Origin of the sequence: Streptomyces sp. NPDC002701 (assembly GCF_042889045.1) — a bacterium.
GTDB lineage: Bacteria > Actinomycetota > Actinomycetes > Streptomycetales > Streptomycetaceae > Streptomyces.
In genome coordinates this window covers 1,014,870-1,027,726 of sequence record NZ_JBIAQL010000001.1, presented here as the reverse complement: position 1 = coordinate 1,027,726, position 12,857 = coordinate 1,014,870, and the positions used below count along the sequence as shown (strand labels likewise).

Annotated in this window: 12 protein-coding genes; all 12 read right to left on the bottom strand. The window is 70.6% G+C overall.

The genetic code is table 11. From position 1 onward, the window contains the following. Positions 1-121 precede the first annotated feature (121 nt). The gene (locus tag ACFYXC_RS04390; protein WP_388919674.1) at positions 122-1,324 is read right to left on the bottom strand and encodes a DivIVA domain-containing protein; all 1,203 of its coding nucleotides are present in this window, start codon (positions 1,322-1,324) and stop codon (positions 122-124) included. Positions 1,325-1,379: 55 nt separating this feature from the next. Then, the gene (locus ACFYXC_RS04385) at positions 1,380-1,664 is read right to left on the bottom strand and encodes a YggT family protein (protein ID WP_055612103.1); all 285 of its coding nucleotides are present in this window, start codon (positions 1,662-1,664) and stop codon (positions 1,380-1,382) included. Between the two features lie 49 nt (positions 1,665-1,713). After that, positions 1,714-2,355, bottom strand: a complete 642-nt coding sequence (locus ACFYXC_RS04380; RefSeq protein ID WP_389546651.1) for a cell division protein SepF — start codon at positions 2,353-2,355, stop codon at positions 1,714-1,716. A 127-nt stretch (positions 2,356-2,482) separates the two neighbouring features. Then, positions 2,483-3,229: a YggS family pyridoxal phosphate-dependent enzyme gene (locus ACFYXC_RS04375; protein WP_389546648.1), complete on the bottom strand. Its 747-nt coding sequence runs from the start codon at positions 3,227-3,229 to the stop codon at positions 2,483-2,485. 6 nt (positions 3,230-3,235) lie between these two features. Beyond that, on the bottom strand, positions 3,236-3,952 hold the full coding sequence (gene pgeF, locus ACFYXC_RS04370; RefSeq protein ID WP_388919665.1) for a peptidoglycan editing factor PgeF: 717 nt from the start codon (positions 3,950-3,952) through the stop codon (positions 3,236-3,238). 17 nt (positions 3,953-3,969) lie between these two features. Then, a complete protein-coding gene (ftsZ, locus tag ACFYXC_RS04365; RefSeq protein WP_388919662.1) occupies positions 3,970-5,166 on the bottom strand; it encodes a cell division protein FtsZ in 1,197 nt (398 codons plus the stop codon). A gap of 275 nt (positions 5,167-5,441) precedes the next feature. Further along, positions 5,442-6,254, bottom strand: a complete 813-nt coding sequence (locus tag ACFYXC_RS04360; protein WP_389546645.1) for a cell division protein FtsQ/DivIB — start codon at positions 6,252-6,254, stop codon at positions 5,442-5,444. Between the two features lie 23 nt (positions 6,255-6,277). Further along, positions 6,278-7,366: an undecaprenyldiphospho-muramoylpentapeptide beta-N-acetylglucosaminyltransferase gene (murG, locus tag ACFYXC_RS04355; protein WP_388919656.1), complete on the bottom strand. Its 1,089-nt coding sequence runs from the start codon at positions 7,364-7,366 to the stop codon at positions 6,278-6,280. 6 nt (positions 7,367-7,372) lie between these two features. Continuing rightward, entirely contained in the window at positions 7,373-8,731 is a 1,359-nt protein-coding gene (gene ftsW / locus ACFYXC_RS04350; protein WP_388919653.1) for a putative lipid II flippase FtsW, read from the bottom strand. Positions 8,732-8,920: 189 nt separating this feature from the next. After that, positions 8,921-10,378 carry a UDP-N-acetylmuramoyl-L-alanine--D-glutamate ligase gene (gene murD, locus ACFYXC_RS04345; protein ID WP_389546642.1) on the bottom strand — a complete coding sequence of 486 codons (1,458 nt, stop codon included), beginning with the start codon at positions 10,376-10,378 and terminating at the stop codon, positions 8,921-8,923. After that, positions 10,360-11,433, bottom strand: a complete 1,074-nt coding sequence (mraY, locus tag ACFYXC_RS04340; protein ID WP_388919647.1) for a phospho-N-acetylmuramoyl-pentapeptide-transferase — start codon at positions 11,431-11,433, stop codon at positions 10,360-10,362. The genes murD and mraY overlap by 19 nt, the downstream gene beginning before the upstream one ends. Then, the gene (murF, locus tag ACFYXC_RS04335) at positions 11,430-12,857 is read right to left on the bottom strand and encodes a UDP-N-acetylmuramoyl-tripeptide--D-alanyl-D-alanine ligase (protein ID WP_388919644.1); all 1,428 of its coding nucleotides are present in this window, start codon (positions 12,855-12,857) and stop codon (positions 11,430-11,432) included. The genes mraY and murF overlap by 4 nt, the downstream gene beginning before the upstream one ends.

Sequence of the window (12,857 nt, the reverse complement as noted above, 5' to 3'; positions counted from 1 at the left end):
CGCCTCCGAACACGTACAGCAACCGGGCGACACGAACAGGGACGACAACGGGCGGAGCCCCCGGATATCCGGGGGCTCCGCCCTGAACGCTGCCGACGCCCTTACGGCGTACCGGAGGCCGTCAGTTGTCGTCCTCGTCGATCAGGAAGCCGCGCATCGGCGAGGGCGCCTGCTGCATGGGCGAGGGGCCCTGCGGCCGGACCGGCGCCATCGGCTGGGTCATGGCCGGCGTCATCTGCTGCTGGCCGCCGTAGGACGGGGCCCCGGGACCGGGGCCGCCCATCGGGTTGCCACCGTAGGACGGCGCGCTCGCCCCGGCCGGAGCCATGGACGGGCTGGGCGACGACGGGAGCGAGGCGGTCGCGGGAGTCCGCGGCGGAGCCAGCGAGTCGTCGGCCTGGGTCTCCAGCTGACGCAGCTGCGACTCCAGGTAGGACTTCAGACGCGTGCGGTACTCGCGCTCGAAGCCCCGCAGGTCCTCGACCTTGCGCTCCAGCGTGGCGCGGGCGGACTCCAGGGAGCCCATCGCGACGCGGTGCTTCTCCTGCGCGTCCCGCTCCAGGGCGTCGGCCTTGGCACGGGCGTCCCGCTCCAGACCCTCGGCGCGGCTGCGGGCCTCGCCGACGATCTTGTTGGCCTCGGAGCGGGCCTCGGCGATCGCCTGGTCGGCGGTCTGCTGGGCCAGCGAGAGCACCCGGGCGGCACTGTCGCCGCCGGGACCCTGACCGGGCTGTCCCATCTGCGGGCCGTGCCCGCCCATCGGACCACCCATGGGACCGCCCATCGGGCCGCCCATCTGCTGGGGCATCTGCTGCTGCATCTGACCCTGCATGGGGCCGGGACCCTGACCCATGCCGCCCTGGCCCATCGGGCCCTGACCCATCGGACCCTGACCCATGGGGCCCTGACCCATCGGGCCGGGACCCTGCTGGCCGCCCTGGGCGCTGGGGCCCGCGGGCAGCTGGGGAGCACCGCTGGGCAGCTGGGGCGGGCCACCCATGGGGCCGCCCATCTGCTGCTGCGGCGGGCCCGATATGCCGGCGGGCACGGGAGAGCCGGGACCGCGCATGCCCTGCGGCGGACCCTGCTGTTGCTGCTGGTCCTGCTGTTCGGGCGGCTTGCGCATGCCCTGTTGCTGGTTCTGCGCGGCGGCGCGTGTGGCGGCGGCCAGCTTGGCGCGCAGGTCCTCGTTCTCGCGGAGCAGGCGGGTCAGTTCGGCTTCGACCTCGTCGAGGAAGGCATCGACCTCGTCCTCGTCATAGCCTTCTCGGAGGCGGACGGTCGTGAACTGCTTGTTCCGCACGTCCTCGGGGGTCAACGGCATCTCTTCACCTCAACGTAGTCGTCGGCATCGTCGGCGTTCGGCAAGACCGTATCGTTCACAGCCGGCTCACGACGGAGATCAGGATGTAGACGATGATCATCAGTACGAAGAAGGACAGGTCGAGCGCCACGCCCCCGAGACGTAGCGGCGGAATGAACCGCCGCAGAAGCTTGAGCGGTGGATCAGTGACAGTGTAGGTGGCCTCAAGAACCACCACCATCGCCTTGCCGGGTTGCCATGAGCGGGCGAACTGGAAGACGTAGTCCATGACCAGCCGGAAGATCAGCACGATGAGGAAACACATCAGCGCGACGTAGAGAACCTGCGCAACCACGCTCATGATCCGTGCGTCCCTCTCCCCTGTTTCCCTGCTTGTCCGGTCCTGCGTCTCAGCTCTGGTTGAAGAACCCGCCCTCTGCGATGCGAGCCTTGTCCTCCGCCGTGACATCGACGTTAGCAGGCGACAACAGGAACACCTTCTGCGTCACCCGCTCGATGCTCCCGTGGAGACCGAACACCAAACCGGCCGCGAAGTCGACAAGTCGCTTCGCGTCCGTGTCGTCCATCTCGGTCAGATTCATGATCACCGGGGTGCCCTCACGGAAGTGTTCCCCGATGGTACGGGCCTCGTTGTAGGTCCGGGGGTGCAGTGTGGTGATCCTGTACGGCTCTCGTTCCGACACGACCTTGGGCATGATCACCGGTGCGTTCTTCTCCAGGCTCTGGCGTTCTTGTGTGATGGACGCCACGGGGGCGATACGGGCCGGACGCCCGGAATCCGAGGCGGGCGAAGCGGAATGGGAGACCGGCTCGCGCTGCACCGGCGGCTGTACCACTCGTACCGGTTCGTCCCTTTGGGACTGATGTGGCTGGTGCGACTGATGCGACGGCTCATGCCGTCGGCGGTCCCGCTCGGGCTCCGGATCAAGTTCGGGCTCGAAGTCGTCGTCGGGGTCGAAACCCCTGCCGTCGTACCCATCGTCCTCCACGAGGCCGAGGTAGACCGCCATCTTGCGCATCGCGCCGGCCATGCTCTGAGTCCTCCGCTCTGTGGTGGATCGGCTGACTGTTGCCAAGCGCCCGCGATCCACGAGGTCGTCTGCCCGCCAGCGGCGGTAATGACCATATTTTCTGCTGTGGTCCGACTTCCTGGCGACGTTACCCGAGCCTGGGGCGGACGCCGAGTACCGCAGTGCCGACGCGTACATGTGTCGCTCCGGCCGCCACCGCGTGTTCGAGGTCCGCACTCATCCCTGCCGAGACCATGGTGGCAGCAGGATGAGCGCGGCGCAGGTCAGTCGACAAATCCATCAGGCGCTCGAATGCCGCCAGTTCACGCCCCGCGTACGGGCCGGTGAGCGGCGCGACGGTCATCAGTCCGTCGAACCTCAGCCCCGGAGCCCCGGCGACGAGTCCGCACAACTCCTCGACGCCTTCGACCGGTACCCCACCGCGCTCACCCAGGCCCCCGCTCTCCCGGGGCTTTTCACCCGGGGACCGCTCCGCGTCGAGCGCGACCTGGACGAGACAGCCCACCTCGCGTTCCGTCCGTACCGCCTCCTTCGACAGGGCGGTGACCAGCCGGGCGCGGTCGACGGACTGCACGACGTCCGCGTAACCGACCACGGAGCGCACCTTGTTGGTCTGCAGCTGACCGACGAAGTGCCAGGACAGGGGCAGGTCCGCGCAGGCCGCGGCCTTGGGAGCCGCGTCCTGGTCCCGGTTCTCGGCGACGTGCCGCACTCCGAGGCCGGACAGGAGCCGCACGTCCTCGGCCGGATAGGTCTTGGTGACCACGATCAGGGTCACCTCGTCGCGCCGGCGCCCGGCCGCCACGCAGGCGGCGGCGATCCGCGCCTCCACTTTCGCCAGGTTCTCGGCGAGTTCGGTCCTACGGTCCGTCATGCCCGATCAGTCCAGCCACACATAGCCCGCGAGCCGACCGGTGATGCCGTCGCGGCGGTACGAGAAATGGTCCGCCGACTCGATCGTGCAGACCGGCGACTGCTCCCGGTCACGCACGCCGAGCCTCTCCAACTGCGCGTGCACCCCCGCGGTCACGTCGACCGCCGGCGTACCCCAGGTCGTCTCGGCGTACGCCGCGGGCTCGACTGCCGCGACCTGCGCCCGCATCTCGTCCGGCACCTCGTAGCACCGGCCGCAGACGGCGGGTCCGGTGCGGGCGACGATCCGGGACGGTTCCGCGCCGAGCCGCACCATGGCCTCGACGGCGGCGGGCACGACCCCGGCGACCATGCCGGGCCGTCCCGCGTGGGCGGCGGCCACGATCCCGGCGACGGGGTCCGCGAGCAGTACGGGGGTGCAGTCAGCGGTCAGCACGGCGAGGGCGAGGCCACGGCGCGCGGTGACGACCGCGTCGGTCTCCGGCACCGGCCGGTCGCCCCACGGCCCGTCGACCACGGCGACGTCGGGCCCGTGGACCTGGTTCATCCAGACGACGTGCGCCGGGTCCAGGCCGAGCGACTTGGCCGCCAGGTCGCGGTTGGTCCGTACGGCCCCGGGGTCGTCGCCGACCGCTCCGCCCAGATTGAGCTCCTCGTACGGAACGGCGCTCACCCCGCCCCACCTGTCGGTGAAGGCGAAGTGCGCGCCGCTCACGGTGCTCACCGGGGAGCGCCGTCCTATCACTTGAGGAAGTCCGGCACGTCCAGTTCCTCCGCCGCGCTGTCGGAGTAGCTCCGCGACGGCGGGACCGGCGGGGTCGCCGAGGGCAGTTCGCTGCTCACCGGCTCCGGGGCGGGCTCCGGTGCCTCCTTCGGCGTGACGCTGCCGAGCGAGCCGAAGGACGGACGGCTCTCGGCGGCCCGCACCGGGGCAGGCTCCTCCCGCTTGACGGAGGACGAGCCGAGCACGTTGTCCCGCTTGGACGGGGGCTGGCCGCCGTCGAAGCCGGCCGCGATGACGGTGACCCGTACCTCGTCGCCGAGCGCGTCGTCGATGACCGCGCCGAAGATGATGTTGGCCTCGGGGTGCGCGGCCTCGCTCACCAGCTGGGCGGCCTCGTTGATCTCGAACAGCCCGAGGTCCGAGCCGCCGGAGATCGAGAGCAGGACGCCCCGGGCACCGTCGATGGAGGCTTCCAGGAGTGGCGAGGAGATCGCCATCTCGGCGGCCGCCACCGCGCGGTCGTCGCCGCGGGCCGAGCCGATCCCCATGAGGGCCGAACCGGCTTCGGACATCACGGACTTGACGTCCGCGAAGTCGAGGTTGATCAGACCGGGCGTGGTGATGAGGTCGGTGATGCCCTGTACACCGGAGAGCAGGACCTGGTCCGCCGACTTGAACGCGTCGAGGACCGAGACCTGGCGGTCCGAGATGGACAGCAGCCGGTCGTTCGGGATGACGATGAGGGTGTCGACCTCTTCGCGGAGTTCCGCGATGCCGTCCTCGGCCTGGTTGGCGCGGCGCCGGCCCTCGAAGGTGAAGGGGCGGGTCACCACGCCGATGGTGAGCGCGCCGAGCGAGCGGGCGATGTTGGCCACCACCGGCGCGCCGCCGGTGCCGGTGCCGCCGCCCTCACCGGCGGTCACGAAGACCATGTCGGCCCCCTTGAGGACCTCCTCGATCTCCTCGCGGTGGTCCTCCGCGGCCTTGCGGCCGACGGCCGGGTTGGCTCCGGCGCCGAGTCCTCGGGTGAGTTCGCGGCCGACGTCGAGCTTGACGTCGGCGTCGCTCATCAACAGAGCCTGGGCGTCCGTGTTGATGGCGATGAACTCGACACCCTTGAGACCGACCTCGATCATCCGGTTGATGGCATTGACACCACCGCCGCCGACACCGATGACTTTGATGACTGCGAGGTAGTTCTGCGGTGCTGCCACGTCGAAGGCCTCTCGCCTCGAGTTACGTGTCGTCGCCTCGCACGGTCGCGATCCGACGACTGATGCCGAATGGGACGGTCCGAACGCCGACCCGAACCCTAACGCTGAAGTTTAGGGTTACCAGTGTGTCTGTTCCTTGGACTCTTCCGAACAGGACACTAAGTCGACAAGTGGCGCACGTTCAACGAACACGCCGAACCTCCCGTTTTTCTTTTCACCCTATGTGATCAGCCATAGCGCTGCCCAACCAGGGTCCTGGCCTGCACAGATGTGCGTCAACTCCCGGAGGAGGCCGGGGCGGTGGGAACACTGACGTCGAAGTGCCGCGCCCCGGGAGCGGCTTTCATGAGAGCAGTGAGCGTATGCGCTTTGGCGCGCCCCTTCTCGCCACTTCCCCACTTGACGGTGCGTTCGCCGCTCAGCTCCAGCGAGATGGAGTCGTACGAACCGACCCTGACGACCCGGGTGGCGCGCGCGACCGCGGCCGGGAGGGAACGGGCCACGAGCACCGCCTCGCGCACCAGCCGGTCGGTGCCGAAACGGCGCAGTCCCGCCGACCGGGACGCGCTCAATTCCAGTACGGGCACTCCCTGCGGGGCGCGGGAAACCGTGGCATATCGCACACCTTTGGCGTCCACTTCGACATACTTGCCCCCCTTTCCGGTGTTTTTCGTGATGAGGACCGGGATGCGCTCGGTGACTTTCAGGCCGATTTCGTGAGGCCAGGAACGGACGACGTCGACCGAGTCGATGCGGGGCAGTTTCCGCAGCAGTCCTGCCTCGATCTCGTCGGTGTCGACGGAGATCAGCGGCGATCCGGCCGGGACATCGGCCGCCTCGACGACCTGTTCGGCCGTCAGGACCCGCGTGCCGGAGGCCGATACGCGTTCCACGCGGGTCCACCGCGAGCCGTAGAGCACCCAGAGGACGCCCGCGGCGAGCAGGGCCAGGCAGACGGCCAGGGCGAGCAGCCCGCGGGGCCCCGGCAGCCTCCCGCGCAGGCGTGGCCGGAGCGGGCCGGAGGCTGGTTCCCGCCGTCCTTGCCGGTCTTGCCGTTCGCCGCGTTCGGCGGTGGTCGGTCCGGCCACGCTCCCCTGCCTTCTGCCACGCGTTAGCGGCGTGACGCAATCGCCTCGTACACCATCCCGACGAGCAGGTCGTCGGCGTCCCGGCGGCCGAACTCGGAGGCGGCGCGGGACATCTCGAACAGCCGGTGCGGATCGGCGAGCACGGGCAGGACGTTGCCCTGGATCCACTGGGGCGTCAGTTCCGCGTCGTCGATCAGCAGTCCGCCGCCGGCCTTGACCACCGGCTGGGCGTTCAGCCGCTGTTCGCCGTTGCCGATGGGCAGCGGGACGTAGACGGCGGGCAGCCCGACGGCGGAGAGTTCGGCGACGGTCATCGCGCCCGCGCGGCAGAGCATCATGTCGGCCGCGGCGTACGCGAGGTCCATCCGGTCCACGTACGGTACCGGGATGTACGGGGGCATCCCCGGCATCTGGTGGACCTGCGGCAGTTCGTTCTTCGGGCCGACCGCGTGCAGGATCTGGATACCGGCCTGCTGGAGGTACGGGGCGGTCTGCTGGATCACCTCGTTGAGGCGGCGGGCGCCCTGTGAGCCGCCGGAGACCAGCAGGGTCGGCAGGGCGGGGTCGAGTCCGAAGGCCGCGCGGGCCTCGGGGCGGGCGGCGGCCCGGTCGAGCGTGGCGATGGTGCGGCGCAGCGGGATGCCGATGTAGCGGGCGTTCCGCAGCTTGCTGTCGGGCGTGGACACGGCGACCTGGGCCGCGTACCGGGAGCCGATCTTGTTGGCGAGTCCCGGCCGGGCGTTGGCCTCGTGGACGACGATCGGGACGCCGAGGCGCTTGGCCGCGAGATAGCCGGGCAGGGCCACGTAGCCGCCGAAGCCGACGACCGCGTCCGCCTTGGTGCGCTCCAGGATCTGCTCGGCCGCCTTGATGGTGCCGCGCAGCCGTCCGGGGACGGTGATCAGCTCGGGGGTGGGCTTGCGCGGCAGCGGTACCGCGGGGATCAGCCCGAGTTCGTAGCCCCGTTCTGGTACGAGTCGGGTCTCGAGTCCGCGCTCCGTGCCCAGGGCCGTGATCCCCACGGTCGGGTCCTGCCTGCGCAGGGCGTCCGCGAGGGCGAGCGCGGGCTCGATGTGGCCGGCGGTCCCCCCGCCGGCGAGTACGACATGCACCGAAATTCACCGCTCTCCGGACGAACGCGCCGAGGCACGCCGTCGCATCGTGTTCCAGTTCCGAGGCCCCCGGACAGCGGAGCCTCTCACCGCACCCCGCTTTCTGCCAAAGCGGGGCTGCCGCATCGCGAGCGCCGTCCGCGCAGCGGGGTCCTCACGCGCGAAGGCGATCAGGAGCCCGATGGCGAACATGGTCGGCAGCAGGGCGGAACCCCCGTAGGAGAACAGCGGGAGCGGGACACCGGCGATCGGCAGCAGACCGAGCACCGCACCGATGTTGATCACGGCCTGGGCCGTGATCCAGGTGGTCACGCCACCCGCGGCGTACCTCACGAAGGGGTCCTCCGTGCGTCCGGCCACGCGGATACCCGCATAGCCTAGAGCCGCGAAGAGTGCGAGCACCGACAGAGTGCCCGCCAGGCCCAGTTCCTCACCTGTGATGGCAAAGATGAAGTCGGTGTGCGCTTCGGGCAGTTGCCCCCATTTCTCCACGCTCGCGCCGAGGCCCGAGCCGAAGAGCCCTCCGTTGGCGAGCGCGTAGATGCCGTGCACGGCCTGCCAGCAGGAGTCGCCGGGTCCCGGTTCGGTGGCGCCGAGGCAGGCGAGGCGGGCCATGCGGTTGGGGCTGGTCCTGATGAGGATCACGCCGAGGGTGAGCGCGATGGCGAGGACGCCGCCGAAGAGCCGGGTGGGCGCCCCCGCGAGCCACAGGAGGCCGAACAGGATCGCGGTGAGGATGATCGCCGTGCCCATGTCGCCGCCGAGCATGATCAGCCCGAGCAGCATGAAGGCCACCGGCACGAGCGGCACCAGCATGTGCTTCCACTGGGTCAGCAGCCGCTTGTCCTGTTTGCGGGCGAGCAGGTCGGCCCCCCACAGCACGAGGGCGAGCTTGCCGAACTCGCTGGGCTGGAGCTGGAAGGGGCCGCCGACCGAGATCCAGTTCTGGTTGCCGTTGACCGCGACCCCTATCCCCGGCACCTGGACGAGGATCATCAGGAAGACCGAGCCGAGGAGTATCGGGTACGCCAGCGCCCGGTGCAGCTTCGAGGGCATCCGTGAGGCGGCCAGCAGCAGCAGGCCGCCGAGCACGGCCGCGAGGAACTGCTTGCGGAAGAAGTAGCTCCCGGGCAGCGACAGCTGGAGTGCGGTGATCTGCGACGCCGAGTACACCATCACCAGGCCGAGCACGGTGATGAGCAGACTGCCGCCGAGGATCAGGTAGTACGCGGTCAGGGGCCGGTCCCAGGCACGGCGTGCGCGGCCGTAGAGGCGGACCACGGGGTTGTCGCGCGGCGGGCGGGGTCCGGGGGGCCGCCGGGGGGCGCGCTGGACGGGAGGGCGTCCTGTGCGGCTAACGGGCATGGCGGGGCCCCCTGGTCGTCGACGGGCGCCCCGGCGGGGTGCCCCCGGGCCGTTCGGGTGCCGGGCTCAGGGCGGGGCGGCACAGCGCCGTGTCACCGGCGGAGGGCCGCCGCCGATACACCGACCACGATGGCGTCACGCGTCGCTCCCAAGGATCCCGGGCGCCCGGGCCGGCCCGGGGGCCTGCCGTCAGGCGCCCGCGGCGCCGAGTTCGCGGACCGCTTCCGCGAACATGTCACCGCGCTGGTTGTAGTTGGTGAACATGTCCATGGAGGCACAGGCCGGCGCCATGAGTACCGTGTCGCCGGCGCGGGCGAGCCGTGTCGCCTCCTGAACCGCCGCGGACATCGCCCCAGTGTCGGTCCGGTCGAGGTCGACCACCGGTACCTCGGGCGCGTGTCGCGCGAGGGCTTCGCGGATGAGGGCCCGGTCCGCGCCGAACAGGACGACACCCCGCAGCCGCTTCGCCGAGGTGGCCACGAGTTCGTCGAAGGTCGCGCCCTTGGCGAGCCCGCCCGCGATCCACACGATCGACTCGTAGGCCGCCAACGAGGCTTGCGCGGCATGCGTGTTGGTGGCCTTGGAGTCGTCGACGTAGGCGATGCCGTCCACGTCCGCCACGTGCTCGATGCGGTGGGCGTCGGGCCGGAAGGCCCGCAGTCCGTCCCGGACGGCCGCGGCGGGCACGCCGTAGGCGCGGGCCAGGGCCGCCGCGGCGAGGGCGTTGGCGATGTTGTGCGGGGCGGGCGGCTCGACGTCGGAGATCTCGGCGAGTTCCTGGGCCTGCTCGTGCCGGTCCTCGACGAAGGCGCGGTCGACCAGGATGCCGTCCACGACGCCGAGTTGGGAGGGGCCCGGGGTGCCGAGCGTGAAGCCGACGGCCCGGCAGCCCTCCTCGACGTCCGCCGCGCGCACCAGGTCCTCGGTGGCCCGGTCGGCCGCGTTGTAGACGCAGGCGACCTGGTTGCCCTCGTAGACCCGGCCCTTGTCGGCGGCGTACGCCTCCATGGAGCCGTGCCAGTCGAGGTGGTCGGGAGCGAGGTTCAGGACGGCCGCGGAGTGGGCGCGCAGGGAGGGCGCCCAGTGCAGCTGGTAGCTGGACAGCTCCACGGCGAGCACGTCGAGGTCGGCGTACGCCTCGTCGGTGCCCAGCACGACGTCGACGATCGGGGTGCCGATGTTGCCCACCGCGGCCGTGCGCAGGCCCGCGGCGGCCAGGATCGAGGCGAGCATCCGGGTCGTGGTGGTCTTGCCGTTGGTGCCCGTGACGGCCAGCCAGGGGGCGGCCCTGCGGCCGTCGTGACCGCGCAGCCGCCAGGCGATCTCGACGTCGCCGACGACGTCCACGCCCGCCTTCGCGGCGGCCTGGAAGAGGGGGCTGTCCGGCTTCCAGCCCGGCGAGGTGACCACCAGGCCGGTGCCCTCGGGCAGCGTGTCGGCGTCCGCGAGGCGTACCGCGATGCCCTGCTGTTCGAGGGGGACGACCCGCTCGCGGTGCGCCGGGGAGTCGCCCCCGTCGACGACCGTGACCGAGGCGCCGAGGCCGGCCAGGGCGCGGGCGGCGCTGATGCCGCTCACGCCGAGGCCGGCGACGGTGATGTTCATGCCCTGCCAGGCGGACGCGGTCGTCACTTCTTGGCTGCCCATCCCGCGTAGAAGAGGCCGAGTCCGACGATGACGCACATGCCCTGGATGATCCAGAACCGGACCACCACGAGGACCTCGGACCACCCCTTCAGTTCGAAGTGGTGCTGCAGCGGTGCCATCCGGAAGACGCGTCTGCCGGTGAGGCGGAACGAGCCGACCTGGATGACGACCGACATGGTGATGAGGACGAAGAGGCCGCCGAGCAGGGCGACCAGCAGCTCGGTGCGCGAGCAGATCGCGAGACCGGCCAGCGCGCCGCCGAGCGCCAGGGAACCGGTGTCCCCCATGAAGATCTTGGCGGGCGAGGTGTTCCACCACAGGAAGCCGAAGCAGGAGCCCATGAGGGCGGCGGCGACGACCGCGAGGTCGAGCGGGTCCCGCACCTCGTAGCACGCGCCCGGGTTGGTGAGGGTCTGCGCGTTGGCGCAGGACTCCTGGAACTGCCAGACGCCGATGAACGTGTAGGCGCCGAAGACCATCGTCGCGGCGCCGGTGGCCAGACCGTCCAGGCCGTCCGTCAGGTTCACGCCGTTCGACATCGCGAGGATCATGAACAGCGCCCAGACCACGAACAGCACCGGGCCGATGGACCAGCCGAAGTCCTGCACGAAGGAGAGCCTGGTGGAGGCCGGGGTGTTGTTGCGGTTGTCCGCGAACTGCAGCGCGAGGACCGCGAAGGCGATGCCGACGATCAGCTGGCCGGCCATCTTCGCCTTGGCCCGCAGACCGAGCGACCGCCGCTTGACGATCTTGATGTAGTCGTCCAGGAAGCCGACCACGCCCATGCCGGTCATCAGGCCGAGCACCAGCAGTCCGGAGAACGTCGGCGGCTTGCCCGTGATCACCTTGCTGAGGAAGTACGCGAGGAGCGTGGCCAGGATGAAGGCGATACCACCCATGGTCGGCGTACCGCGCTTGGCGTGGTGCTCGCGCGGGCCGTCGTCGCGGATGTACTGGCCGTAGCCCTTGCGGGCCAGCAGCTTGATCAGCAGAGGGGTGCCCACGAGAGTCAGGAAGAGGCCGATGACTCCCGCGAACAGGATCTGATTCATCATCGGACGGCGACCTCACCCTCGGTGCCCTCGACCAGCGCCTGCGCCACCCGTTCGAGACCGACCGACCGGGACGCCTTCACGAGTACGACGTCTCCCGGGCGCAGCTGACTGCGCAACAGGTCGACCGCCGACTGTGCGTCGGACACGTGCACCGACTCCTCACCCCACGAACCCTCGTTATATGCGCCCAGTTGCAGCCAGGACGCTTCCCTGCCCCCGACCGCGACGAGCCTGCTGACGTTGAGCCGGACGGCGAGCCGTCCGACCGCGTCGTGCTCGGCGAGCGCCTCGTCCCCGAGCTCGGCCATCTGGCCGAGCACCGCCCACGTCCGACCCCCGTGTGCCTGTGAGGCTTTGCCCATGGCCACGAGCGCGCGCAGGGCGGCTCGCATGGACTCGGGGTTCGCGTTGTAGGCGTCGTTGACGATCGTCACGCCGTCCGGGCGCTCGGTGACCTCCATCCGCCAACGGGAGAGGGTGCCCGCCTCGGAGAGCGCGGTGGCGATCTCGTCTGCGGACATGCCCAGCTCATGGGCGACGGCGGCGGCGGCGAGCGCGTTCGACACGTGGTGCTCACCGTACAGGCGCATGGTCACTTCGCTGCACCCGGAGGGTGTGTGGAGGCTGAACGCGGGCTGTCCGCTCCCGGTGAGCCGCACGTTCTCGGCCCGTACGTCCGCTTCGTCGGACTCTCCGAAGAGGAGCACGCGTGCCTTCGTACGCGAGGCCATGGCCCGGACGAGGGGATCGTCGGCGTTCAGGACGGCGGTGCCGCCCTCTTCGGCGGGCGGCAGACCCTCCACCAGTTCGCCCTTGGCCTGGGCGATCTGCTCACGGCCGCCGAACTCGCCGATGTGCGCGGTGCCGACGTTGAGGACGAGGCCGATCTTCGGGGGCGTCAGGTCCGCGAGGTAGCGGATGTGGCCGATCCCGCGGGCGCCCATCTCCAGGACGAGGAACCGGGTCTCCGCGGTGGCGCTGAGGGCGGTGAGCGGCAGGCCGATCTCGTTGTTGAGCGAGCCGGGTGTGAAGACCGTCGGCGCCTTGCTGCCGAGCACCTGGGCGATCAGGTCCTTGGTGCTGGTCTTGCCCGCGGACCCGGTGAGGGCCACGAGGGTCGCGCCGAGGCGTTCCACGACGTGGCGGGCGAGGGCGCCGAGGGCCTTCTGGACGTCGTCCACGACGATGGCGGGGACGCCGACGGGCCGGGAGGCCAGGACGGCCACGGCGCCCGCCGCGACGACGTCCGCGGCGAAGTCGTGGCCGTCCACGCGCTCACCCGCGAAGGCGACGAAGAGACAGCCCGGCTCCACCTCCCGGGAGTCTCTGACGACCTGTCCGGTGACCTGGACCGACGGATCCGGTATGTCGTGGGTCTGCCCGCCGACGACAGACGCGATCTCGGCGAGAGAGAGGGCGATCAC

What these genes read in the sequence shown, in the direction of transcription:
- ACFYXC_RS04390 (WP_388919674.1), bottom strand. Translation starts at nt 1,324, where the DNA reads ATGCCGTTGACCCCCGAGGACGTGCGGAACAAGCAGTTCACGACCGTC.
- ACFYXC_RS04385 (WP_055612103.1), bottom strand. Translation starts at nt 1,664, where the DNA reads ATGAGCGTGGTTGCGCAGGTTCTCTACGTCGCGCTGATGTGTTTCCTC.
- ACFYXC_RS04380 (WP_389546651.1), bottom strand. Translation starts at nt 2,355, where the DNA reads ATGGCCGGCGCGATGCGCAAGATGGCGGTCTACCTCGGCCTCGTGGAG.
- ACFYXC_RS04375 (WP_389546648.1), bottom strand. Translation starts at nt 3,229, where the DNA reads ATGACGGACCGTAGGACCGAACTCGCCGAGAACCTGGCGAAAGTGGAG.
- ftsW (WP_388919653.1), bottom strand. Translation starts at nt 8,731, where the DNA reads ATGCCCGTTAGCCGCACAGGACGCCCTCCCGTCCAGCGCGCCCCCCGG.
- murD (WP_389546642.1), bottom strand. Translation starts at nt 10,378, where the DNA reads ATGGGCAGCCAAGAAGTGACGACCGCGTCCGCCTGGCAGGGCATGAAC.
- mraY (WP_388919647.1), bottom strand. Translation starts at nt 11,433, where the DNA reads ATGATGAATCAGATCCTGTTCGCGGGAGTCATCGGCCTCTTCCTGACT.